General features: G+C 73.3%; 20 protein-coding genes. 15 read left to right on the top strand and 5 right to left on the bottom strand.

The window, feature by feature from the left end; genetic code table 11:
- Positions 1-4 precede the first annotated feature (4 nt).
- The 4 genes from aceE to ACZ4E1_RS01390 all read left to right on the top strand — a co-directional run bounded on the left by aceE (position 5) and on the right by ACZ4E1_RS01390 (position 5,208).
- Positions 5-2,707 (top strand): pyruvate dehydrogenase (acetyl-transferring), homodimeric type, encoded by a 2,703-nt coding sequence (gene aceE / locus ACZ4E1_RS01405; RefSeq protein ID WP_467534726.1) that lies wholly within the window; start codon positions 5-7, stop codon positions 2,705-2,707.
- A gap of 101 nt (positions 2,708-2,808) precedes the next feature.
- Positions 2,809-3,576 (top strand): VOC family protein, encoded by a 768-nt coding sequence (locus ACZ4E1_RS01400; protein WP_467534724.1) that lies wholly within the window; start codon positions 2,809-2,811, stop codon positions 3,574-3,576.
- 14 nt (positions 3,577-3,590) lie between these two features.
- Positions 3,591-4,604, top strand: coding sequence for a helix-turn-helix transcriptional regulator (locus tag ACZ4E1_RS01395; protein WP_467534722.1), 1,014 nt, complete (start codon positions 3,591-3,593; stop codon positions 4,602-4,604).
- A gap of 79 nt (positions 4,605-4,683) precedes the next feature.
- Positions 4,684-5,208 (top strand): DUF4240 domain-containing protein, encoded by a 525-nt coding sequence (locus ACZ4E1_RS01390; RefSeq protein ID WP_467535398.1) that lies wholly within the window; start codon positions 4,684-4,686, stop codon positions 5,206-5,208.
- A gap of 236 nt (positions 5,209-5,444) precedes the next feature.
- On the opposite strand, the gene ACZ4E1_RS01385 is transcribed toward ACZ4E1_RS01390, so the two are convergent.
- Positions 5,445-6,332, bottom strand: coding sequence for a TIGR01777 family oxidoreductase (locus tag ACZ4E1_RS01385; protein WP_467534720.1), 888 nt, complete (start codon positions 6,330-6,332; stop codon positions 5,445-5,447).
- Positions 6,333-6,364: 32 nt separating this feature from the next.
- Here ACZ4E1_RS01385 and ACZ4E1_RS01380 point away from each other — a divergent pair, with 32 nt between their 5' ends.
- The 3 genes from ACZ4E1_RS01380 to ACZ4E1_RS01370 all read left to right on the top strand — a co-directional run bounded on the left by ACZ4E1_RS01380 (position 6,365) and on the right by ACZ4E1_RS01370 (position 9,413).
- Positions 6,365-6,865, top strand: a complete 501-nt coding sequence (locus ACZ4E1_RS01380) for a GNAT family N-acetyltransferase (protein WP_467534718.1) — start codon at positions 6,365-6,367, stop codon at positions 6,863-6,865.
- A gap of 85 nt (positions 6,866-6,950) precedes the next feature.
- On the top strand, positions 6,951-8,072 hold the full coding sequence (locus ACZ4E1_RS01375) for a PP2C family protein-serine/threonine phosphatase (RefSeq protein ID WP_467534717.1): 1,122 nt from the start codon (positions 6,951-6,953) through the stop codon (positions 8,070-8,072).
- Positions 8,073-8,090: 18 nt separating this feature from the next.
- Positions 8,091-9,413, top strand: coding sequence for a hypothetical protein (locus tag ACZ4E1_RS01370; protein ID WP_467534715.1), 1,323 nt, complete (start codon positions 8,091-8,093; stop codon positions 9,411-9,413).
- 214 nt (positions 9,414-9,627) lie between these two features.
- Here ACZ4E1_RS01370 and ACZ4E1_RS01365 read toward each other — a convergent pair whose 3' ends face one another.
- Complete coding sequence (locus ACZ4E1_RS01365) at positions 9,628-10,380, bottom strand: peptidoglycan recognition protein family protein (RefSeq protein ID WP_467534713.1); 753 nt, start codon at positions 10,378-10,380, stop codon at positions 9,628-9,630.
- A gap of 103 nt (positions 10,381-10,483) precedes the next feature.
- Here ACZ4E1_RS01365 and ACZ4E1_RS01360 point away from each other — a divergent pair, with 103 nt between their 5' ends.
- Complete coding sequence (locus ACZ4E1_RS01360; RefSeq protein WP_467534711.1) at positions 10,484-11,686, top strand: MarP family serine protease; 1,203 nt, start codon at positions 10,484-10,486, stop codon at positions 11,684-11,686.
- Between the two features lie 191 nt (positions 11,687-11,877).
- Here the strand turns inward: ACZ4E1_RS01360 and ACZ4E1_RS01355 are convergent, their stop codons facing one another.
- A complete protein-coding gene (locus ACZ4E1_RS01355; protein ID WP_467534709.1) occupies positions 11,878-12,714 on the bottom strand; it encodes an SDR family NAD(P)-dependent oxidoreductase in 837 nt (278 codons plus the stop codon).
- A complete protein-coding gene (locus ACZ4E1_RS01350) occupies positions 12,714-13,517 on the bottom strand; it encodes an SDR family NAD(P)-dependent oxidoreductase (protein WP_467534707.1) in 804 nt (267 codons plus the stop codon). Before ACZ4E1_RS01350 ends, ACZ4E1_RS01355 begins: the two co-directional genes overlap by 1 nt.
- A gap of 141 nt (positions 13,518-13,658) precedes the next feature.
- Between ACZ4E1_RS01350 and ACZ4E1_RS01345 the strand changes: the two genes are divergently transcribed.
- The 3 genes from ACZ4E1_RS01345 to ACZ4E1_RS01335 all read left to right on the top strand — a co-directional run bounded on the left by ACZ4E1_RS01345 (position 13,659) and on the right by ACZ4E1_RS01335 (position 18,298).
- A complete protein-coding gene (locus ACZ4E1_RS01345) occupies positions 13,659-14,276 on the top strand; it encodes a TetR/AcrR family transcriptional regulator (RefSeq protein WP_467534705.1) in 618 nt (205 codons plus the stop codon).
- A 196-nt stretch (positions 14,277-14,472) separates the two neighbouring features.
- On the top strand, positions 14,473-15,855 hold the full coding sequence (locus tag ACZ4E1_RS01340) for an NAD(P)/FAD-dependent oxidoreductase (RefSeq protein ID WP_467534702.1): 1,383 nt from the start codon (positions 14,473-14,475) through the stop codon (positions 15,853-15,855).
- Positions 15,856-16,081: 226 nt separating this feature from the next.
- Positions 16,082-18,298, top strand: coding sequence for a family 20 glycosylhydrolase (locus ACZ4E1_RS01335; protein ID WP_467534700.1), 2,217 nt, complete (start codon positions 16,082-16,084; stop codon positions 18,296-18,298).
- Positions 18,299-18,343: 45 nt separating this feature from the next.
- Here ACZ4E1_RS01335 and ACZ4E1_RS01330 read toward each other — a convergent pair whose 3' ends face one another.
- On the bottom strand, positions 18,344-19,783 hold the full coding sequence (locus ACZ4E1_RS01330) for a regulator (protein ID WP_467534698.1): 1,440 nt from the start codon (positions 19,781-19,783) through the stop codon (positions 18,344-18,346).
- A 222-nt stretch (positions 19,784-20,005) separates the two neighbouring features.
- Here ACZ4E1_RS01330 and lipB point away from each other — a divergent pair, with 222 nt between their 5' ends.
- From lipB to ACZ4E1_RS01310, 4 genes are all read left to right on the top strand, one after another.
- Positions 20,006-20,821, top strand: a complete 816-nt coding sequence (gene lipB / locus ACZ4E1_RS01325) for a lipoyl(octanoyl) transferase LipB (protein ID WP_399126949.1) — start codon at positions 20,006-20,008, stop codon at positions 20,819-20,821.
- 114 nt (positions 20,822-20,935) lie between these two features.
- Complete coding sequence (lipA, locus tag ACZ4E1_RS01320) at positions 20,936-21,901, top strand: lipoyl synthase (RefSeq protein ID WP_399126951.1); 966 nt, start codon at positions 20,936-20,938, stop codon at positions 21,899-21,901.
- Positions 21,902-22,168: 267 nt separating this feature from the next.
- A complete protein-coding gene (locus ACZ4E1_RS01315) occupies positions 22,169-22,366 on the top strand; it encodes an SCO2195 family GlnR-regulated protein (RefSeq protein WP_467534695.1) in 198 nt (65 codons plus the stop codon).
- 61 nt (positions 22,367-22,427) lie between these two features.
- Positions 22,428-23,129 carry a DUF4191 domain-containing protein gene (locus ACZ4E1_RS01310; protein ID WP_467534692.1) on the top strand — a complete coding sequence of 234 codons (702 nt, stop codon included), beginning with the start codon at positions 22,428-22,430 and terminating at the stop codon, positions 23,127-23,129.
- Positions 23,130-23,328 lie beyond the last annotated feature (199 nt).

Genomic DNA, 23,328 nt, shown 5'->3' with positions numbered 1-23,328 from the left:
GACTATGACCGACCCCATGCGCATCCAGCAGAGCGAGCTCGACCAGCTCCCGGACCGCGACCCGGAGGAGACCGCCGAATGGCAGGCCTCCCTGGACGCCGTCACGGAGGCCGCCGGCCCGCACCGTGCCGCGTACCTGATGCGGCGCACGCTGGAGCGCGCCGAGGCGGGCGGCCTGGCGCTGCCGAAGCTTCTTGAGACGGACTACGTCAACTCCATCCCCACCGCGGCCGAGCCGGCCATCGACGGTGACGAGGAGATGGAGCGCCGGATCACCGCCTGGAACCGCTGGAACGCGGCGGCCATGGTGACCCGCGGCTCGAAGCACGGCGTCGGCGGCCACATCGCCACCTTCGCCTCGGCCGCCTGGCTCTACGAGACCGGCTTCAACCACTTCTTCAAGGGGAAGGAGGGCGACGGCTCCGGCGACCAGCTGTACATCCAGGGCCACGCCTCCCCGGGCATCTACGCCCGCGCCTTCCTCGACGGCCGCCTGAGCGAGCAGCAGCTCGACCTGTTCCGCCAGGAGTCCGGCGGCAACGGCCTGCCGTCCTACCCGCACCCGCGGCGCCTGCCCTGGCTGTGGGAGTTCCCGACGGTGTCCATGGGCCTCGGCCCGCTGTCGGCGATCTACCAGGCCCGGTTCAACCGGTACCTGACCAACCGCGGCATCAAGGACGTCTCGGCCTCGCACGTGTGGGCGTTCCTCGGCGACGGCGAGATGGACGAGCCCGAGTCGACGGCGGCCCTCGCCCTGGCGAGCCGCGAGGGTCTGGACAACCTGACCTTCGTCATCAACTGCAACCTGCAGCGCCTCGACGGCCCGGTCCGCGCCAACTTCAAGATCGTGCAGGAGCTGGAGGCCCAGTTCCGCGGCGCCGGCTGGAACGTCGTGAAGTCGCTGTGGGGCAACGCCTGGGACGAGCTGTTCCAGCTCGACACCACCGGCGCCCTGGTCCGCCGGCTGCGCGAGGTCCCGGACGCGCAGGTGCAGACGTACCAGACGCGTGACGCGGCCTACATCCGCGAGGACTTCTTCGGCAAGGACCCGGCGCTGGTCGAGCTCGCGAAGCTCCTCAGCGACGACAAGATCCTCGAGTGCTTCCACCTGTCGCGCGGTGGCCACGAGCCGCGCAAGGTCTACGCCGCGTACAAGGCCGCCCTGGAGCACAAGGGCGCCCCGACCGTGATCCTGGCGCAGACCGTCAAGGGCTTCACCCTGGGTGAGGGCTTCGCGTCGAAGAACGCGAACCACCAGATGAAGAAGCTCACGACGGACGAGTTCAAGAACATGCGTGACCTTCTTGACCTCCCGATCAAGGACAGCGACTTCGTCGACGGCGTGGTCCCCTACGGCCACCCCGGCGCCGACTCCCCCGAGGTGCGCTACCTCCAGGAGCGCCGCGCGGCCCTGGGCGGTCTCGCCCCGGCCCGCCGCACGCAGCCGCTGCCCGCGCTCCCGGCCCCGGCCGACAAGGCGTTCGCGTCCTTCGACAAGGGCTCCGGCTCGCAGTCGGTGGCGACGACGATGGCCTTCGTACGCCTGGTCAAGGACCTCGTGCGCGACAAGGAGACCGGCAAGCGCTGGGTCCCCATCGTCCCGGACGAGGCCCGCACCTTCGGCATGGAGAGCCTCTTCCCGTCCCTGGGCATCTACTCGCCCAAGGGCCAGACGTACGAGCCGGTCGACCGCGACCAGCTGATGTACTACAAGGAAGCCAAGAACGGCCAGATCCTCAACGAGGGCATCACCGAGGCCGGCTCGATGGCCGACTTCATCGCCGCGTCGAGCGCGTACTCGACGCACGGCGAGGCGATGATCCCGTTCTACATCTTCTACTCGATGTTCGGCTGGCAGCGCACGGCCGACCAGATGTGGCAGCTCGGCGACCAGCTCGGCCGCGGCTTCCTCGTCGGCGCCACCGCCGGCCGCACGACGCTCACCGGTGAGGGCCTCCAGCACGCGGACGGCCACTCCCCGATGATCGCCGCGACGAACCCGGCCGCGCTGTCGTACGACCCGGCGTTCGCCTACGAGGTCGCGGCCATCGTCAAGGAGGGTCTGCGCCGTATGTACGGCGAGGCCAAGCAGGACGAGGACCAGAACGTCTTCTACTACCTGACGGTCTACAACGAGCCGATGCCGCAGCCCGCGAAGCCCGCGGCCGACGGCATCGACCATGGCATCGTCAAGGGCCTGTACCGCTTCAACACGGCGGAGACCGCGGGCCTGTCCCCGGCTGCCAACGCGCCGCGCATCCAGCTGCTCGGCTCCGGCACCGCGATCCACTGGACCCTCAAGGCGCAGCAGCTGCTCGCCGAGGAGTGGGGCGTGGCCGCCGACGTGTGGTCCGCGACCTCGTGGACCGAGCTGCGCCGTGACGCGCTGGAGGCGGACGCCGCGATCCTGCGCGGCGAGGAGCGGGTGCCGTTCGTGCGGCAGGCGCTCCAGGGCGCCGAGGGCCCGGTCCTGGCCGTGTCCGACTACATGCGCCAGGTCCCGGACCAGATCGCGCAGTGGGTGGAGCAGGACTGGTCCTCGCTCGGTGCGGACGGCTTCGGTCTGTCCGACACCCGTGAGGCGGCCCGCCGTCACTTCGGCGTCGACGCCGAGTCGATCGTCGTCGCGGCCCTGGCCCAGCTCGCCAAGCGCGGCGAGGTCAAGGCGACGGCCGTGAAGGAGGCGCGCGAGCGCTACGGCCTGTAGGTCGTCCCGAGAGGTACCGCGCGTGCCCCGTCCCGGATTGCCGGGGCGGGGCACGCGTGCGTGAATGGACGGGTCCGCCGCCCGCTGCCCGGAGGCGTCCCGTGAAGATCTCCAAGACTCCGTCCGCGCCCTGCTGGGCGAGCCTGTCGACCACGGACACCGCCGCGGCGGGCCTGTTCTACGAGGCCCTGTTCGGCTGGCGGGCCGAGCCGGTGGCCGATTCCTCGGCCGGCGGCTACGGGAACTTCGCGCTGGACACCGGCGGGCCGGTGGTGGCCGGAGTGGGCCCGGTGCGGATGCCGCAGCAGCCGGCGACCTGGCTGCCGTACTTCCAGTCGAGCGGGGTCGAGGCGATGTCCGCGCGGGTCGGCGGCAACAGCGGCCGCGTCGTGTCGGGGCCGCACGGCATCCTCGACCAGGGGCGGCTCGCGATCTGCCAGGATCCGGCGGGCGCGGCGTTCGGCCTGTGGGAGCCGCTGGAGCACGCCGGGTTCCAGACGGTGAACGTGCCGGGCAGCTTCTGCTGGTTCGAGCTGCTGACCCGGGACGCGGCGGGGGCCGTGGACTTCTACCAGTCGGTGCTCGGCTGGGGCACGCACCGGCGCGGGGACGGCCCGTACACGGAGTGGACGGTGGCCGACGAGCCGTTCGGCGGGATGGTCGACATGTCGATGGGCGAGTTCCCGCCGGACATCCCCTCGCACTGGAACCTGTACGTGGCCGTCGACGACCCCGACGCGACGGCCGCCCGGTGCGCGGAGAGCGGCGGGCAGGTGCTCGTGCAGCCGACGACGATCGACGCCGGGCGCTTCGCGATGCTGGCCGATCCGCAGGGCGCGGCGCTGTCCGTGATCCGCTTCGCGGACTGAGCCATGATGGCGGCATGCGTGCCGCCCGGCTGATCAAGATGGTGCTGTTGCTCCAGTCCCGCCCCGCGATGACGGCGGCGGAACTGGCCCGTGAGCTGGAGGTGTCGGAGCGGACCGTGACCCGGGACGCGCAGGCCCTGTCGGAGGCGGGCGTCCCTGTGTACGCGGACCGGGGCCGGGCGGGCGGCTACCGGCTGATCGGCGGCTACCGGACCCGGCTGACCGGGCTCGCGCGCGGGGAGGCGGAGGCGCTGTTCCTGTCCGGGGTGCCGGGCGCGCTGCGCGACATGGGCCTGGAGGACGCGGCGTCGGCGGCGCGGCTCAAGGTGTCGGCGGCGTTGCTGCCCTCGCTGTCGGACGCGTCGCGGACGGCGGCGCAGCGGTTCCATCTGGACGCGCCGGGCTGGTTCCACGAGCCGCGCACGCCCGAGCTGCTGCCCGCGGTGGCGGAGGCGGTGTGGGCGGACCAGGTGGTGCGGGTCGCCTACCGGCGCGGCTCGGCGGACTCCGGGTCGGCGCTCGTGGAGCGGGAGTTGGAACCGTACGGGCTCGTGCTGAAGGCGGGGGTCTGGTACCTGGCGGCGCGGGTGCGGGGAGGTTCCGGCGGCGGGTTCCGGGTGTACCGGCTGGACCGGCTCGACGCGGTGGAGCCCGTCACGGAGGCGGGTTCCGGAGGCGCGGAGTCGTTCGTACGGGACGAGGAGTTCGATCTGCCCGCGTTCTGGGCGGAGCGGGCGGAGCAGTTCGCGCGGGCTCTCCTGCGGGCCGAGGTGGTGGTGCGGTTGACGGAGGCCGGGGTGCGGCGGCTGCCGCAGGTCACGGACGGGGCGGCGGCGCGGGAGTCGGTGGCCGCGGCGGGGCCGGCCGACGGGGCGGGGCTCGTCACGGTGACGCTGGCGGTGGAGTCGGAGGAGGTCGCGTTCACGCAGCTGCTGGCGCTGGGGCCGGACGCGGAGGTGGTGGCGCCGACGGGGCTGCGGGAGCGGCTCGGGCAGGCGGCGCGGGCCATGGCGGCGCGGTACGCGTGAGCCGCCGGCAGGTGCGGCTTCGGCGAGTTCGGGCACTCGGCGTGCGCCCTTGCGGCGCAGGGCAGATGCTTGTCCCGTGATGGACGAGACGGAGTTCTGGGAGATCGTGGACAGCACCCGCGAGGCCGCCGAGGGCGACCCCGAGGACCACGCCGAGCTGCTCGTCGACCGGCTGCTCCAGCTGGATCCCGACGCGGTGCTCGACTTCGCCCGTCACTTCGAGTCCCGGTACAACCGGGCGTACCGGTGGGATCTGTGGGGCGCGGCGTACGTGCTGCTGGGCGGGGCCAGTGACGACGCCTTCGACTACTTCCGGTGCTGGCTGATCGGGCAGGGGCGGGAGGTGTTCGAGGGGGCGCTGCACGATCCGGACTCCCTGGCGGAGTCGCTCCGCGAGTTCGACGAGGAGGTCGACGGGGACGGGGAGGAGCTCGGGTATGCGGCGGACGAGGCGTACGAGGAGTTGACCGGGGCGGTGGCCGCGGATCTGGGGATTCCGCCGGCGCCGGCCGAGCCTGAGGGGGCGCCGGTGGACTTCGAGGACGCGGGGGTTCTGACGCAGATGTATCCGCGCCTGACGGAACGGTTCGGCGTTTCGCCGTAGCCTCGTCTCTTTGCGTCGCCGGGTGCGGGCCGGTGGGGCTTCTCGCGCAGTTCCCCGCGCCCCTGGAAGGCATGCGGCTTCGCCGCGCCTTCCCCAGATGAAAGGCACCCCGCACCTTGATCGGGGAAATGCGACCCGAAGGGTCCGCATTTCAGGGGCGCGGGGCTGTGTCGATTTGCGGCTCCGCCGCGGGGCGCGACCAGCCCCCACCGGGCCGCACCCGGGAACGGACCAGGTCAGGCAGCCTCGATCGCCGCGCGTAGCGTTGGGTGCCGGAACTCGAAGCCGGATTCCAGGAGGCGGGTCGGGACCGCGCGGGTGGAGCCGAGGACGTCGCCCGCCATTTCACCGAGCACCGCGCGGAGCGCGAACTCGGGGACGTGGAGGACCGCGGGGCGGTGCAGGACGCGGGCCATCGTGGAGGTCACCTCCCGGTTCGTCGCCGGGTCGGGCGCCGTCAGGTTCACCGGCCCGGACATCGACTCGGCGTCCAGGAGGAACCGCAGGGCCGCGACATGGTCGTCGAGGGCGATGAACGACCAGTATTGCCGCCCGTCCCCGAGCCGTCCGCCGAGCCCGGCCCGGAAGAGAGGGAAGAGCCTCCCCCACGCACCGCCGCGCCGCGCCACGACCAGCCCCGTACGCGCGAGCACGGTCCGGATGCCGGCCTGGTGCGCGGCGGCGGTGGCCGCCTCCCACTCGACGCACAGGGACGGCAGGAACCCCTCCCCCGCGGGCGCGGACTCGTCGACGACCCGGCTGCCGGTGTCGCCGTAGTAGCCGACGGCGCTGCCGTTGAGGAAGACGCGCGGCGGGGTCGCGAGCGAGGCCGCCGCCTCGGCGAGGGCGGTCGTGCCGAGGACCCGGCTGTCGTGCAGCTCCCGCTTGTAGGCGGCGGTCCAGCGCCGGTCGCCGACCCCGGCCGCCGCGAAGTTCACGATCGCCTCGCAGCCTTCGAGGCCCGCCGTGTCGACCCGCATGCGGCGCGGGTCCCAGCGCACCTCGTCGCCCGCGCGCGGGGCGCGCCGCACCAGCCGCACCACGTCGTGTCCGTCGGCGGTCAGGGAGCGGACGAGGGCCGAGCCGATGAGCCCGGAGGCGCCGGCCACCGCAATTCGTGTCATGGCTCCATCCTGCCGGTCGTACAGTGAGCCGCATGTCAGAGCCAGGGCCTCACATACGTATCGCCGTGTCCGGGGACGAGGAGGCGCTGGGGCGCCTCGACCGGGCGACGTGGTCGACGCTGCACGCGGTCAAGCCCCGCGACCAGCCCCCGTACCAGCCCTTCTTCACCGAGCGTTTCGGGCCGCGCGACCACCTCGTGGCCGAGCTCGACGGCCGGCTCGTGGGGTACGTCCGGGTCGGGTTCCCGACACCGCTCGAGTCGAACACGCACGTCCGGCAGATCCAGGGCCTCGCGGTCGACGAGGCGGCGCGCGGGCGGGGCGTCGGCCGGCTGCTGCTGCGGGCGGCGGTCGGGGAGGCGCGGCGGCAGGGCGCCCGCCGGATCACGCTGCGGGTGCTCGGGCACAACACCCCGGCCCGGAAGCTGTACGAGGCGGAGGGCTTCGTCGTCGAAGGGGTGCTGCCGGAGGAGTTCCTGCTGGCCGGGGAGTACGTGGACGACGTGCTGATGGGGCGCTCGCTGCTGCCGTGACGGCGTGCGGCGGTGCCCGAGTCGTAGCAGGCTCGTAGCAGGGCGTGGGGTCCACGCGCCCGTCCGCCGCGAAGGGAGCCCCGGTATGGACTGGCCCGTCGCGCGCCGCCGGGACCGGGAGGAGCGCGCGTGGCTGCGCGGGGCGCCGCCGCCGCGCTGGGTGCGGCTGCTGCCGTGGGTGATGCTCGTCGCCCTGTGCCTGGTGCAGCTCTTCACGGACGACCGGCTGGAGCTGGGCTTCCTGCTGGCGGCGATCCCGCCGCTGGCCGCCCTGTCCTACGGGTCGGCCACGACGGCGCTGCTCGGCGGGCTCGTGGTGCTGCTGCTGGCGCTGCCCGCGGTGGACCTGGGGCGCCCCGGCAACAGCGACGTCCTGACGGTGCTGTTCGTGGCGCTGCTGAGCGTGGTCATCGCCTGGGTGCGCAGCCGCCGCGACGAGCAGTTGGTGACGGTCCGTACGGTGGCGGAGGCGGCCCAGTTCGCGGTGCTTCCGCCGCTGCCGGAGAAGGTCGGTACGGTGCGCTGCGCGGGCCTGTACCGGGCGGCGCAGCGCGGGGCGCTGGTGGGCGGCGACTTCTTCGACGTGCGGCGCGGGCCGAGCGGGGTGCGGGCGGTGGTCGGCGATGTGCAGGGACACGGTCTGTCGGCGGTGGGCACGGTGGCCGGGCTGCTCGGCGCGTTCCGGGAGGCGGTGCTCGACCGGCGGGAGCTGGTGGGGGTCGCGGCGCGGCTCGACCGGCGGCTCGTGGTGGACGCGGGGCCCGAGGAGCACGCGGAGCTGTTCGCGACGGCGGTCCTCTTCGAGTTCCCGGACGGCTCCCCCGTCGTACGGGTGATCAGCTGCGGCCATCCGCCGCCGCTGCTGCTGCGGGACGGGCGGGTGAGCGAACTGCCGGTGCCGGCCGGGACGCCGCTGGGTCTCGGGGTCGCGGGCATCGCGCCGCCGGAGGTGCTGACGGTGCCGCTGAAGGCGGGCGACCGGCTGGTGGCGCTGACCGACGGGGTGACGGAGGCGCGCAACGGGGCGGGCGAGTTCTATCCGCTGGCCGCCCGGCTGCCCGGGCTGATGGACGCGGACCACGCGGATCCGGGCGAGCTGACGGACGCGGTGTGGCGGGACGTGGTGCGGTTCGCGGGGACGGTGCGGGACGATCTGACGCTGCTGGTGTTCGCTCCGGAGGACCCGGATGTGCCGGACGCCGCGTGAAATGTGAACGTAGGGCCCATGACTTACCAGGGACTCGCGCCTCGACCGCGGCGCGTCGCGGTCACCGCTTCCGTGCTGCTGCTGCCGTTCGCGCTGGCCGCGTGCTCCGACGACGGCTCGGCGACGCCGCCGCCCGCGGCCACTCCCGCGGCCACGGCGAGCGGGGCGCGGTGCGCGACGGATCCGCTGCCCTCGGGCGTGGACGCCGGTACGGGCACGGCGGGGACCTCCGTCTACACGGTGGACAGCGAGATGGCGACGGCGCCGCGCGGCAAGCCGTTCGGGGCGCGGACGGCGGACCGGTCCGCGGTGCTGGTGTCCGGCGGGGGGACGCTGAAGACGCGGGACTCCGGGGTCCGCAAGAGCGGTGCGACGACCTCGGCGGCGGCCTCGGGCGACCGGGGGCTCAACGCGGCGGTGCTGGTGCGCGACGGGAGCGGGCTGACGCTGTCCGGCGGGGAGATGAACACGGCCGGGCGCGGGTCGACGGGCGTGTTCGTGACGGGCGAGGACAGCTCGGCCACCATGAGCGCCAACCGGGTCACGGCGACCGGCGGGTCCGCGCGCGGTGTCACGGCCGCGCACGGGGGCCGGCTCGAACTGCGGTACACGGAGCTGCGGACGGCGGGCTCGCAGTCGGCGCCGATCGTGGCGGGGCCGGGCGGCGGGAAGGTCACGGTGTCCGGCGGCACGATGACGTCGGCGGGCTGCGGGTCGCCCGGGGTGCAGACGGCGGGCACGGTGTCGCTGACGGGCACGCTGTTCACCGTGGCGAACTCGGAGGCGTTCACGCTGGAGCCGGGCGGGGTGCTGACCCTGAAGGACGTGCGGTCGTCGGCGGCCGCGGGCGGGGTGCTGCTGCGGGGCTCCGGCGAGACGTCGTTCGAGATGACCGGCGGGTCGCTGGAGGCGGCGGAGGGTGACCTGTTCACCGTGCGGGAGAGCGTCGCGGACGTACGGCTGCGGGGGCGGGCCCATCTCACGACGGACGACGGGGCGCTGTTGCGGGTGAAGGACGGCGGGTCCGTGACGTTCTCGGCGCGGGACGAGAAGCTGCGCGGGGACGTGCTCGTGCCCGACGGGTCGGCGTCGGTGCGGCTCGACGGGGCGTCGAAGCTGACGGGGCGGGTCTCCGGGGCGTCCCTGTCGCTCGGGCGCGGCACGAAGTGGACCGTGGACGGGGACTCCAAGGTGGAGGAGTTGGAGCTGCGGGACGGGGTGAAGGTCTCCGACGTGCTGGTCGGCAACGGCTCGGACGTCACGTACGACCGTGCGGCCAGTCCGGATCTCGGGGGCCGCGCGTTCCGCCTCCCCGGGGGCGGGACGCTCCGGCCCGCCTGATCCGCCGGTTCGTCTGCGGGTGCCCTTGCCGGGCGGGTGCGGGCCGGTGGGGCTTCTCGCGCAGTTCCCCGCGCCCCTGAAATGCAGACGCTTCGCGTCGCATTTCCCCGATGGGGCACCGCCCCTATGGAGATCGCGCACGAAGTGCGCATCTCCAGGGGCGCGGGGAACTGCGCGACCAGCCCCCACCGGGCCCGCGGTCGGCGGACTACCTCTACCGCCCCTGGAGTTCCGCCGCCCGATCGCGGATCCAGGGAAGCTCGGACATCAGGGCAAGCCCCGGGCAATACGTCTCGTACCCGTCCCGGTGCCCCGAGATCGCCGAGAAGGACGCCTCCGTACCGGCGGGAAACCGGCTGAGGCTGTTGCTGGAGACCAGGCGGACGTGCCCGCGCGGGTCCACCCCGGCGGGCCCGAGCTTCCACGCGGCGACGGCGGCGATCGCCTCCGCCATGGCCCGCGGCACCGGCGTGCCCTCGGTGAACGTGCCGATGGCCGCGATCCCGGTCGTGTTCTTGTTGAACCCCTGCGTGTGCGCGCCGATGACGGGCCGGTCGACCCCGCCGGCCCGGCCCTCGTACACGTTCCCGCAGCGGTCGACGAGGAAGTTGTAGCCGATGTCGTCCCATTCCTTGGTGCCGGCCTGCCCGGCGTACAGGGTGCGGATGATGCGGGGCGCGTCGGCGCAGTCGTAGCGGTTCGGGGTGTCGGTGTGGTGGAGGAAGACCGCCTCGACACGGTCGGCGTACCGGACGGGGTCGCGGTGGTACGGCTCGGTGCCGGCGAGCCAGACGCGGCGCGGCACGATGTGCGGCCGGGCCGCGTAGTGCCGGGCCGCGGCCTGCTCGGTGGTGGACGCGCGGGGCGCCCGGGCCGCGTCGGGGCCGATCGTGACCGCGCAGAGCACGAGCGCGCCGAGGGCCAGCGCCCCGGGCACACAGCTGAGCACCACTCGTAGGACACGCACGTCTTCCACTGTCGGCCCGTTGCGGCGTTCCGGCCTGTGCGGTCGGCCACACGTGGGCCGAACGGAGGAACCGGCGCCCCCGCCCCGGGCGTTTGTCACCGATATGAACCTGCACTTCTCCGTGCTCGACGTGGCGCTGCTCGTACTGGCGCTGCTGTACGCGGCGTCCGGCTACCGGCGGGGCCTGCTCGCGGGCTGCGTGTCGCTGGCCGGGTTCGTGGGCGGCGCCGCGGTGGGGGTGTGGTGGCTGCCGTTCGTGATGCGGGCGGTGACGGAGGGGACGTCGACGGCCACGGTGGTGGCGGTGCTCGCGGTGCTGCTGCCGGCGGTCGCGGGGCACGCGCTCGCCGGGCGGCTCGCGGGGCGGGTGCGGGGCGAGATGGACCGGGCGCCGGGGCCGCTGCGGGTCGCGGACGGGGTCGGCGGGGCCGCGGCGGGCGTCGTGGCGATGCTGGTCGTGGCGTGGGTGGCGGGCAGTGTGCTCGCGGCGTCGTCGTCGACGGCGCTGAACCAGGCGATCCGGGGCTCGGCGGTGCTCGGCACGGTCCAGGACGCGATGCCGTCGTCGACGCCGGCGTGGTTCGCGCGGGCGTCCGGTGCGCTCACCTCGGCGGGGTTCCCGCAGGTCTTCGACCCGTTCGCGCAGGAGCCGTCGGCCGAGGTCGCGAAGCCGTCCGGGGACAGCGTGACGCGTGCGGCGACGCGGGCCGCGACGGCGAGCACGGTGAAGGTGGAGGGTGCGTCGGGCACCCAGGGCCGCGAGGGCAGCGGTTTCGTCTACGCGCGCGAGCACGTGATGACGAACGCGCACGTGGTGGCGGGCATCGACCACCCGACGGTACGGGTGGGCGGCGTCGGCCGGCCGCTGGCGGCGACGGTGGTGCTGTTCGACCCGGACAAGGACGTCGCGGTCCTGTACGTGCCGGACCTGAAGGCGCCCGTGCTGCCCTTCGACGGCTCGGCGGCACGCGGGGACGCGGCGGTCGTCGCGGGCTATCCGCAGGACGGCGGCCTGGATCTGCAGGCGGCGACGGTCGCGGACACGATCCGGGCCGGCGGCCAGGACATCTACGGCTCGGGGAGCGTCACCCGCGAGATCTACTCGATCCGCTCCACGGTCCGGCCGGGCAACTCGGGCGGCCCGCTCCTGACCACCGACGGCCGGGTCTACGGCATGGTGTTCGCCCGCTCCACGACGGACGACGGCACGGGCTACGTCCTGACGGCCGCCGAGGTCACCCCCGACGCCGACCGAGCGACAACGGCGACGACCCCAGTGGACACGGGCTCCCCGACAGAGTCGTAGGCGCGGGGCGCGACCGGCATGCCCCCTGGGGGCGCACGAAGTGTGCCCTTCAGGGGCGCGGGGAACTGCGCGAGCAACCACGACGGCGCAGCAGTCGGCGACGCTGCTCAACCCCTACGGCGAGGGCGCCGCGGCCGGCCACTGGAGCGTGGCCGGACGCGGCGCCGCGCCGGGCAAGCGACGGCCCCGGGTCAGACCTCGAGCCGCAGGGTCGGGTTGACACGACCGAGGATCATGTCGGTGCGGGGCTGAAGCGTCGCCTCGACCATCCCCGGCTGCGGCAGCACCCAGTACTGCCCGGCGGCGATCTGCTCGAAGCACCGCCGCGCATGCTCCTCCGGAGAGATCCCCTCCGCATCGGCCCGCGCCTGCAACTGCGCGTTGAACCCGGCGACTTCGGGCCGCGTCTGCGCGTCCGGCCCGGCCGCCTTGAAGATCTCGCTGCGCACGGAGTCGGGGAAGACGACCGAGACCTGGATCTCGGAGCCCTTCATCTGGAGCTCGTACGCGAGGGACTCGCTGAGCGCCAGCGCCCCGAACTTGGTGACGCTGTACGGGGCCATGAGCGGGCTGGGCAGGAACCCGCCCACCGACGACACGTTGACGACCCACGCCTTGCCGCCCTGCGCGAGCAGCCGCGGCACGAACGCCCGGATCCCGTTGACGTACCCGCCCACGTTGATCCGCAGCGCCGCGTCCCAGCGCTCGGCCGGGATCTCCCAGGAGTAGCCCATGGCCATGATCCCGGCGTTGTTGAGCAGCAGGTCGACGGTGCCGAAGCGCGCGTAGGCCCGCTCGGCGAGCGCCTCGACGGAGGCCGGGTCACCGACGTCGGTGACGACGTCCTCGACCTCGGCGCCGCCGGCCCGCAGTTCGTCGGCGAAGGCGGTGAGCCGGTCCTTCGCTATGTCGGCGAGGACGAGCTTCATGCCGAGCGAGGCGGCGTGCCGGGCGAACCCGGCGCCGATCCCGGCGGATGCCCCGGTGATGACGGCGGTGCGCCCGCCGAACACCTCGGCGGGGGTCATCAGAAGTGCGTCCCGCCGTCGATGCGGACCTCGGTGCCGGTGATGAACTTGCCGTCCTCGGAGGCGAGCATCGCGACGACGCCGGCGACGGTCTCGGGGCCGGCGAAGCCCTGGCCGAGGGCGGGGGCGAGCTTGGCGAAGAGGGACCAGTCGGTGTCCTCGGGGAGGCCGGGGCCCGCGGACTGCCTGCTGGCGCCGGAGCCGTCGGTCATGCCGGAGGAGATGGAGCCGGGCTGGACGGCGGTGAAGCGGATGCCCTGCTTCGCGTACTCGGCGGCGAGGGCGTGCGTCATGGACTGGATGCCGCCCTTGCTGGCCGCGTAGGCCGCCATGTAGGGGTGGGCGAACATCGCGGAGGTGGAGGAGAAGTTCACGACCGCGGCGTCGGTGCCCTCGAGGAGCGCCGGGATCGACTCGCGGATCATGAGGAAGGTGCCGGTCAGGTTGACCCGGATCACCGACTCGAACGCGTCGAGGCCGGTCTCGTGGGTGTGCGAGGAGCGCAGGATGCCGGCCGCGTTGACCAGCACGTCCAGGCCGCCGAGGGTCTCGACGGCGGCGGCGACGCCTTCGCGTACGGAGGTCTCGTCGCCGATGTTCACCACGAGGGTGGTGAGGCGCTCGGCGTTGTCGCCGGCCTTGGCGACGGTGTCCTTGAGGCCGTCCTCGCTGATGTCCGCCGCGACGACCCGGCCGCCCTCGGCGAGCATGCGCAGGACGGTGGCCTGGCCGATGCCCGAGCCGCCGCCGGTGACCAGGGCGCGGCGTCCCTCGTAGCGGTTCAGGATCTTCGTGTTCGTCATGGCGCGCCTCTCGTTCCTGTCCGCGGGCCGTGGATGGCGGTCCGCTGGTTTCCTTCACTTGCCACAGTACGACTTTGTGACACGTTTTGCCACAGTGACATTTCGCGCCGCACTGGCAGTGGACCGGTTAGGCTTCGTCCGGTGAACATCGAGCGCCGCACCCTGACCGAACGCCGCAAGGCCGCGACCGAGCTGGAGATCGCCCGCTCGGCGGTGCACCTGTTCACGGAACAGGGCCCCCACGAGACGACGGCGGAGGCGATCGCACAGCGCGCCGGGGTCTCGCTGCGCACCTTCTACCGGTACTTCCGCGGCAAGCAGGACGCCGTCGGCCCGGTCCTGGCGGCGGGCGGCGACCGCTGGCGCGAGCTGCTCGCGGCGACCCCGGCGGGCACCCCGCTGCTCCGCGCCCTGGAGCTCGCGGCCGTCGCGGCCCTGTCCGAGCCGGGGGAGGCCGCGCGCGAGGGGCTGGAGCGGACCCGTGCGCTGCTGCGCGCGGCGGCGGACGACCCCGCGCTGCGCGCCGTCTGGTACCGGGTCAACCAGGAGTCCGAGGAGAAGCTCGTCCCCGTCGTGGCCGAGCTGGCCGGCCCCGGCTCCGACCCGATGGAGAACACGCTGCTCGCGGCTGCCGCGACGGACGCGATCCGGATCTCCCTGGAGACCTGGTCGACGACCGACGCCGACACCGCCGGACCCGGCTCCCCCGCGGACCTCGTCGTCCGCTGTCTGCACCTCCTCACGCGCCCCCGGGCGTGACGGGGCGCACTCCCGGGCGCCGCGGTGCATCCGTGCCGCCCCGACGCGCGACTCCCCGCGCGCGGCGCTCCGCCTAACCTCGATCCGAACTCGAAACGCACGCGGACCGAGCTCGACGCGGACTCGACTGTTACCGGGCCGCGCCGAGGGGCATGAGGCCCCCAGACATCAGCCGCGCAACCTCGGGGAGGGGCACGTGCTTGAGCCCGCGCACGCGGACGTCGTCATCGTGGGGGCCGGAGTCGCGGGACTGACCGCGGCCCGGCAGCTGACCAGGGCGGGTGTGAGTGTCCTGGTCCTGGAGGCCGCCGCCGGCGTCGGCGGCCGCATGTCCACCGAGAAGATCGACGGGTTCCGCCTCGACCGGACCGGACAACTGCTCACGCCCGCGCACCGCCCGTGCCCGTCCTGTCCCGGCCTGCCGGACACCGACGGGCTCGCGGGCCTCGCGCTGCGGCCCTTCGCGCCCGGGGTGCTCGTGCACGGCGAGGGCCGGCGGCACCGCACCGGCGAACCCACACACCGCCCCCGGCGCGCGAGGGGCGCACTCAGTGCGGCACGCGCCCTGGCGAGCGCCCCCCGGCCGGCCCGGGGCCCCCGGCCCCCGCTCGGCGGCCCGTTGGACCACGCCCGCCTCGGCACGGCACTGGCCCGGCTCGCGGCGACCCCGGCCGAGCATCTGCTCGCCCGTCCGGAGCGCCCCGTCGGCGCGACCCTGCCGGAGCGGGGCATGCCGGCCCGGACCCTGCACACCTTCGTACGGCCCCTGCTCTCGGCCCTGTTGTGCGATCCGGACCTGACGACGTCGAGCCGGGCCGCCGATCTCGCCCTGCACGCGTACGCCGTCGGCGGGCTCGCCGTGCCCGAGGGCGGCGCGGACGCGCTGCCGGAGCGGCTCGCGGCCGGGCTGCCGCCGGGCACCGTGCACACCGGGGTCCGTGTCACCTCCGTCGCGACCAACTCCGTGACGACCGCCGGGCACGGCCGGGTCCGCTGCCGCACGGTGGTCCTCGCGACGGACGCGGTCGCCGCCGCCGCACTGCTGCCGGGACTGCGCGTGCCGGACTTCCACGAGGTGACGGTCGTGCACCATGCGGTGCCCGAACCACCGCTGGCCGAACCGGTGCTGCTGCTCGACGCCGACCGTCCGGGGGCGCTCGCGCACACCTCCGTCATCAGCCAGGTCGACCCGACGCGCGCCCCCGCGGGCCGTTCGCTGGTCTCCTCGGTCGTCCTCGGTCCGCCGCCCGACCCCGCGTCGCTGCGCGCCCGGCTCGCCGTGCTCTACGACACGTCGACGTCCGGCTGGGAGACCCTCGCCGTGCACCACACGCCCCGGGCCGTGCCCACGATGCCCGCCCCGCACGATCCGCGCCGCCCGGTGCGGCTGCTCGACGGCCTGTACGTGTGCGGGGACCACCGTGAGACGAGCACGGTGCAGGGCGCCCTCCACTCGGGCCGGCGCGCGGCCCACGCGGTCCTCGCCGATCTGGGCGTCCCCGTCCCCGTCCCCGAGTCCGCCGGACCGGCCCAGGAACACCCGGCGGGAGCCCCCTCGATCGGGGAGGCGGCGGCCTGAATCCCCACCTCTTCCGCCCCTGATCCTCCTTCCGTCGACCCCTCCTGAAGGTCCGTCACACCTCGGATCTATCATCCCCAAGACGCGCCCGTCCCCGTGGAACGAACCGGGGGCGGGCGCCTTCAACTCCCGCCCCTCCGCCGCCCCGCACCCCTGTCGGCTCTCTTGTCACCGTCACAACTCGCCTTTACGGTCAGCTCCATCAGCCGTCCAGGAGGTCGCAGTCGTGCGCAGACGTGTCCCGGGTCCGCTCCTCACCACCCTCGCCCTCGTCGCAGGATTCATCGGAGCTGTACTGCCGGTGCTCCCCGCCGCCGCGGCCGATCCCGGGGGCGGGCCGCCGACGGTGGTGCCCCGGCCCACCGACTGGACCTCGCTCGACGGCACGGTCCGGCTGAGCGAGAAGTCCCGGATCCTCGTCGACCCGCGCAGCCGTGACGCGCGGGTCCTGGCCGCGGGACGCGCCGAGTTCCCGGGTCCGGCCCGCCAGGACACCGAGGACCTCGCGGAGCGGCTCCGTACCGAGATCGAGGCGGTCACCGGGCTCGCCCCGAGCATCGGGAGCGACACCGCGCACGCGGGCCCCGGCGACATCGTGCTCGCACTGCGCGACGCGGACCGGCTCGGCGCGGAGGGCTACGCGTTCGACAGCGCGGACGGCCCGGTCCGCATCGACGCCGCGTCCACGCACGGCCTGTACTACGGCACCCGGACCCTGCTCCAACTCCTGCGCGCCACCGACCCGGACGGGCACCGCACGCTCCCCCGGGCCCGCGCCACGGACGTGCCCACGCAGCCGGTCCGCATGGTGCACATCGACGCCGCCCGCAAGTACTGGTCGGTGCCGTACTTGAAGAACCTGATCCGCAGGATGGGCGACCAGAAGCTCAACACCCTGCTGATGCACCTGTCGGAGGCGGAGGGCTTCCGGCTCCACAGCCCGAAGTTCCCGGGGCTCGCCGACCCGGCGCACAGCTACAGCCGCGCCGACATCGAGGAGCTGAAGGCCTTCGCGGCCCTCCACCACGTCCAGTTGACGCCCGGTCTGGAGATCCCCGGTCACGCGACCGCGATCAGCGACACCTTCGGCATCGGCTTCGGCGACGGCCCCGGCGCGTGCACCGCCGCGCACACCCACTCGCATCTGACGCCGGACTGGATCATCGACATGACCAGTGAGAAGGCGGTCGAGAAGACGAAGGAGATCGTCGACGAGTTCGCCGGCTGGTTCGACGCGCCGCTCTTCTCGATCGGCGCCGAGGAGGTGCCGGGCCAGCTCGCGGACTGCCCGCGCGTCCAGGACTATCTGGCGAAGGACCCGGACGTCACCACGCTCGGCGACCTGCTCAACCGGTACATCAACACCCTGGACGACGTCGTCACCGCGCACGGCCGCCGCACCGCCGTCTACAACGGCTCCGAGCACATGACGGCCCCGCAGCAGAAGGTGCACGGCCCGGTCGTCTTCCTCACCTGGGAGGGCACCGGTTCCGAGCCGGTGATCCCCGGCCATGACGAGATCGCCATCGGCCCGTTCTACGTCACGCCGAACAACTACCACCACAAGTACCCGGACCAGTCGTGGATGTACGACAGTTGGCAGCCCAGCACGGCGACCGACATGCTCGGCTCGGGCCTCACCAACTGGGCGGACTACAACTTCTGGGCCGAGGACGGGTACTTCGAGCAGCAGATGGCGGGCGCCCGCGCGGCCCTCGCCGACCGCGCCTGGAACGGCACCGCGACCCCGGACACCCTCGCCGGCTTCCGTACCCGCGCCGCCCTGATCGGCGACCCGCCCGGCATCACCGCGCAGCCGGAGCGCCCCCGCATCGACGACGGCCGGCCGAGCCACCACTGGACCTTCGACCCGGCCCCGTACCCGTCCGGATGGACCTACGCGGGCTCCCCCGGCAACACCCTCTACGCCGAGGACGTGGCCGGTGACCTGGCCGGATCCTCGTACATCGTCAACAACCCGACGCCGGTGGCCGACGGGGTGCACGGGCAGGCCTGGCGCTTCGACTCGGACCGGGACGGGGTCGGCTTCGGCGGGCTCGACGTGGCGGAGCCGTGGACGGTCTCGGTGTGGGTGCGTCCCTCGGCCCGCACCGTCGACCAGGTGCTGCTCAGCTCCTCGGCGGGCGCCCTCAAGCTCCAGCAGTACGGCACGGGCCGGGTCGGCCTGACCGCGTACGGCAAGGCCGACCACTCGTTCGACTACACGCTGCCGCTCGGCGCCTGGACGCGGTTGACCTGGGTGGCGACGCCGGGCCACACCGTCCTGTACGCGAACGGCGAGCGGGTCGGCGCGGTCGACGCGTCGATCCCCCTGCCGATGCGCTCGGTCGGCACCGAGAAGGCGTCCCTGCGCGGCGACCTGGACGACCTGAAGACCTGGGACGAGGCGTTGAGCCCCCAGGCGGTGGCCGCGCTGGACTGATCGCGAGGCGGCCGGGCGGAGGAAGGCCCTCCGCCCGGCCCGTGCTCACCCCAGCGCGGCGACCCGCTCCCGGTACCCCCGCACCGGCCCCGCGTCGCGGTAGGGCTCGAGCCGCCGCTCGAACTCCCGGACGTACTCATGTGCCCGCACCGAACGCATGTCGGCAGCCGCCGTGGCCGCCTCCGCGCCCAGGGCGCACGCCGAGTCCAGCTCGCCGAGGCCGAGCCGGGCGGAGGCCAGGACGACGCGGCAGAACAGCCGGCTGCGCGCGAACCCGGGCGCCCGCAGCTGGAGCGACCGCTCGGCGTGCTGCGCGGCGGCCCGGTACTGCTGGAGGTCGCGGTGGCAGTGCGCGAACTCGTCGGCGAGCTGCGCCTCGTCGAAGAACCGCGCCCACTGCGGCACCTCGTCCCCCGGCCGCGCCGCCTCCAGCGCCCGCTCGGCCCGCACCAGCGACGCCGTGCAGGCCCGCACCTCGCCGAGCACCCCGTGCCCGCGCGCCTCCACGGAGTGCAGCAGCGCCTGCACCACGGGCGGCGCCGCGGCCCCGACGCCCTGCTGCGCGACCCGCGCCAGCTGCACCGCCTCCCGGCCGTGCCCGAGGTAGACGGCCTGCCGGCTCATGGTGACCAGCACGTAGGACCCGTAGCCCCGGTCCCCGGCCGCCTGCGCGAGCCGCAGCGCCTGCACGAAGTACCGCTGCGCGAGCCCGTGCGCCGCGATGTCGTACGAGGTCCAGCCCGCGAGCCGGGTCAGATCGGCGACGGCGGCGAACAGCCGGCGCCCGGTCTGCTCCCCGTACGTGCCGCGCAGCATGGGCTCGGCCTCGTGCTCCAGGTAGCGCACCAGGGCCTGGCGGGCGTGGCCGCCGCCGTAGGCGTGGTCGAGGGCGCGGAACAGCTCGCCGACCGAGCGCAGGGCGGCGATGTCGCCGCCGGAGACCTTCTGCCCGGCGCCGCGCTCGGTCTGCAGGCGCTGGCGGGGCACGGCGGCGGGGCGGCCCTGTGTCGGGACGCGGTGCGGGGCCTCGCCGCGGGTGACGCGCTCGTCGGGGCGGCCGATCAGCCAGTCCCGGCTGGGCACGACGAGCCCGGCCGGGGTGAAGGCGATCTTGCGGAGCTCGGCGTGGCTGCCGGAGTCCTTGCGCCACAGGCCGCTGACGATGTCGACGGCCTCCTCGGGCGAGGCCGCGAACTCCAGGCCCGCGTAGACGGGCGCGCAGGCGTCGAGTCCGAGGTCCTGGGCGGACAGGCGGCGGCCCAGGCGCCGGGTGAACACCTCGGCGATGAGGGCGGGGGTGGTGCCGCGGGGCTGCTGCCCGCGCAGCCACCGGGTCACCGACGTCTTGTCGTAGCGCAGGTCGAGACCGTGTTCCAGACCGAGCTGGTCGACGCGGCGGGCGAGCCCCGCGTTGGAGAAACCCGCCTCCGCGATGAGCGCGGCGAGCTGGCGGTTCGGTGTGCGCTGCGGAGGTCGTTCCGTCATCAGCTGTGCGGTCTCCTGCCTTCCGGGCCGCGCTGCAGCCCCCTTGGAACGGCGTGAATTTAGCGGCGATACCAGGTCTGGGCGGGGTTCTGGCCAGGCCTTCATCCGATCGTGTGACGATGGGACGGAGTCACTGACGCAGCGGCCCGCGATCCGGGCGGACGTACAGTGGCTCGGGGCGCGATAGGTGCACGGTGAAGGTTTTCGAGGGAGGCACGTGCCGTGAGTGAGTTCCGGTTCGTCCGCATGGGATTCGGTGCGGACATGGTCGAGTACCAGGTCGCCTGGGACGAGCAGCGCCGTGTGCACGCCGCCCGTTTCGCCGACGAGGTGCCCGACACCTGTCTGCTCCTGGAGCACCCGCCGGTCTACACGGCGGGCCGGCGCACGGCCCCCGAGGAGCGTCCGCTGGACGGCACCCCGGTGATCGACGTGGACCGCGGCGGCAAGATCACCTGGCACGGCCCGGGCCAGCTGGTCGGCTATCCGATCCAGAAGCTGCCGCGTCCGGTGGACGTGGTCGCGCATCTGCGCCGCCTGGAGGACGCGATGATCGCGGTCTGCGCCGAGTTCGGCGTGACGGCGGCCCGCGTCGAGGGCCGGGCCGGCGTCTGGGTCCTGGGCGACCCGATCGAGGAGCGCACGGGTCTCGGCGGCCTGTCCCTCGACTTCGACCCGAGGCTGAGCAGCGAGGACGAGGAGTTCGACCACCGCCTGGTCGGCCCCGAGTACGCGCCGTCGAACGCGGGCCAGCGCCACGAGGACCGCAAGATCTGCGCGATGGGCATCCGCGTCGCCAAGGGCGTCACGATGCACGGCTTCGCGCTCAACGTGAACCCGGACACCTCGAACTTCGACAAGATCATCCCGTGCGGCATCCGCGACGCCGGTGTGACCTCGCTCTCGTACGAGCTGGGTCGCGAGGTCACGATGGACGAGGTGCTGCCGATCGCGGAGAAGCACCTCCAGGACGTGCTCGGGAACGCCGACTTGAAGCCGCGCGTCGTCGAGCCGGACACCGCCGGCACCGCCGCCTGACCGGTCCGACCGGAATAGGGCCCCGGGGCCACAGGTTGGCCACCCGTGAGGGCCATGAATGTCACGGGCGTACCCTGATGTACGCCGAGGAATCAAAGCTTTAGGGAGCCGGTCGTGTCCGCAGTCGCACCCGACGGACGCAAGATGCTGCGCCTGGAGGTCCGTAACGCTCAGACCCCCATCGAGCGCAAGCCCGAGTGGATCAAGACCCGGGCGAAAATGGGTCCCGAGTACACCAAGATGCAGAACCTCGTGAAGTCCGAGGGCCTGCACACGGTCTGCCAGGAGGCGGGCTGTCCCAACATCTACGAGTGCTGGGAGGACCGCGAGGCCACGTTCCTCATCGGCGGCGACCAGTGCACGCGGCGCTGCGACTTCTGCCAGATCGACACCGGCAAGCCCGAGGCCCTCGACCGCGACGAGCCGCGCCGTGTCGGCGAGTCCGTCGTCACGATGGACCTGAACTACGCCACGATCACCGGCGTCGCCCGCGACGACCTGGAGGACGGCGGCGCCTGGCTGTACGCGGAGACGGTCCGCCAGATCCACGCGCAGACCGCCGAGCGCGCCGACGGCCGCACCAAGGTCGAGCTCCTGGCCCCGGACTTCAACGCGGTGCCCGAGCAGCTGGCCGAGGTCTTCTCGTCCCGCCCCGAGGTCTTCGCGCACAACGTCGAGACGGTCCCCCGGATCTTCAAGCGCATCCGCCCCGGCTTCCGCTACGAGCGCTCGCTCAAGGTCATCACCGAGGCCCGCGAGTACGGCCTGGTGACGAAGTCGAACCTGATCCTCGGCATGGGCGAGACCCGCGAGGAGGTCTCCGAGGCGCTGCGCCAGCTGCACGAGGCCGGCTGCGAGCTCATCACGATCACGCAGTACCTGCGTCCGTCGGTGCGCCACCACCCCGTGGAGCGCTGGGTGAAGCCGGAGGAGTTCGTCGAGCTCAAGGACGAGGCCGAGCAGATCGGTTTCTCGGGCGTCATGTCGGGCCCGCTGGTCCGCTCCTCGTACCGGGCCGGCCGCCTCTACCAGATGGCGATCGAGAAGCGAGGCGCGTACGTGGCCTCGCAGGCCGTCTGAACCGGCCGGACACGGCGCGTGTGAATTCACGCACAAAGCATTACCGGCCGGTAGCGGCCGGATCGGCGCGGCCCTGACCGTCCCCGCAGTTGAGGGGGACCGTCAGGGCCGCGTCGGCGTTCGGGGCACGCACATCAAGGCTTCATAGGTGTTTGACCGTCCGGACACGGCCTGGTAACACCAGGGAGTGACCCTGAAATCACCGCTCGTGCACCCGTGCCGACAGGGGCCCACACCGTGAACCGCTCCCGAGGGGGGACCTCGACCATGCAGGCCGCGCCCGTTCGCGCCACCGCCATCCCGACCTTCACCGATGCCCTGCGGGCCGTGGAGTCGCTCCTCATGAGCGGCGGCCAGCGCACCGCACGGCGCAACGCCTGGACCTCCGTCCTGGAGGACCGCCGCCGCGCCAAGGACCGTGTCGAGGCCCAGCGGGTGCTCGACACCGCCGTCGCCGAGGGCTGAGCGAGCCCGGGGCCGGTGCCCCGAACCTCGACGATGCTTCCCGGCCACGTAGACTTCAGGCATGGCGAGGAAGGAAACCGCAGCGGACGCTGCGAACCCCGGGCGACTCAAGCAGATCGCCCTGACCTACAAGATGACCCGCAAGGCCGATCCGAAGATCGGTCTTGTACTCGCGGCTGTGGGAATCGTCACCTTCGGTGTCTTCCTCGCGATCGGCTTCCTGATCGGTCACCCCATCTATCTCGGGATTCTCGGCTTCCTGCTGGCCTTCCTCGCGATGGCGATCGTCTTCGGACGCCGTGCCGAGCGGGCGGCCTTCGGGCAGATGGAGGGTCAGCCGGGTGCGGCGGCCGCGGTGCTCGACAACGTCGGGCGCGGCTGGACCACGACCCCGGCGGTCGCGATGAACCGGAGCCAGGACGTCGTGCACCGCGCGGTCGGCAAGGCCGGCATCGTGCTCGTCGCGGAGGGCAACCCGAACCGGGTGAAGTCGCTGCTCGCGGCCGAGAAGAAGAAGATGGCCCGGATCGTGTCGGACGTCCCGGTCCACGACATCATGGTGGGCGACGGCGAGGGCCAGACCCCGCTGAAGAAGCTCCGCACCACCATGTTGAAGCTGCCCCGGGTGCTCACCGGGCCGCAGGTGACCGCGACCAACGACCGGCTGCGGGCCATGGGTGACCTGATGTCGAACATGCCGCTGCCCAAGGGGCCGATGCCGAAGGGTATGCGGATGCCCAAGGGGGGCGGACGGGGGCGCTAGCCGCTGTCGTACCCGAACTCATGGCGCCCTGAGCCGTTTGGCTCGGGGCGCCTTTTCGTGTGCGGGGTTCTGCCGTCGGGCGAGTGCGGCCCGGTGGGGCTTCTCGCGCAGTTCCCCGCGCCCCTGAAATGCAGACCCTTCGGGTCGCATTTCCCCGATCAAGGTGCGGGGCGCCTGTCATCTGGGGAAGGCGCGGCGA

The organism is Streptomyces sp. NPDC025806 (assembly GCF_055558275.1).
Note: the sequence above shows the minus strand (reverse complement) of the source record. Positions and strands in the feature narration are given on the sequence as shown.